1 protein-coding gene is annotated in these 745 nt (G+C 75.6%); it reads left to right on the top strand.

The window, feature by feature from the left end; translation table 11 throughout:
* The first annotated feature begins 2 nt into the window (after positions 1 to 2).
* Positions 3 to 731 (top strand): cytochrome c oxidase assembly protein, encoded by a 729-nt coding sequence (locus tag ACYVE9_RS29375; RefSeq protein WP_461030919.1) that lies wholly within the window; start codon positions 3 to 5, stop codon positions 729 to 731.
* Positions 732 to 745: the final 14 nt, after the last annotated feature.

Here is a 745-nt window from a genome sequence, read left to right on the forward strand (position 1 = left end):
TGGTGCGGCGCGCCCGGCAGCGCGACCGGAGACCGGCCGGTCGGCGCCGGCGGACGGCGTACTTCCTGACCGGCACGGCCGTACTGGCCGTCGCGCTGCTGCCGCCCCTGGCACCCTTCGCCCACACCGACTTCCGCGGCCACATGCTGCAACACCTGCTCGTCGGCATGTACGCGCCGCTCGGGCTGGTGCTCGGCGCGCCCGTCACGCTGCTGCTGGGCGCCCTTCCGGTCCGGCACGCCAGACGGGTGGCGGGCGTCCTGCACAGCGTCCCGGTCAGGCTGCTGGCCCGGCCCGTCCCGGCTCTGCTGCTGAGCATCGGGCCGCTCGCGGTGCTGTACTTCACCCCGCTGTACGGCGCGATCTCCGGCGTCCCGGCCCTGCACCACCTGCTGCACGTGCACTTCCTGCTGGCCGGCTGCCTCTTCGTGTGGGTCATCGCCGGCCCCGACCCGGCGCCCCGCCGCCCCTCGGTACCGCACCGCCTGGTGGTGCTCGGCGCCGCCGTGGCAGCGCACGCGACGCTCTCCCAGCTGATGTACGCGGGAGTCGGGCTGCACGTGGACGCCCCGGCCGAACAGGTCCGCGGCGCCGCGGAGCTGATGTACTACGGCGGGGACATCGCCGAACTGCTGCTGGCGTTCGCACTGGTCACGACCTGGCGGCCGACCCGTCACCGGCAGGCCGCGATGACCGCCGGCCGGGAACGGGCCGCCCAGCCGCTGCCCTGACGCCCGCCACCCCG

The sequence above is a fragment of the Streptomyces sparsus genome (assembly GCF_054776295.1).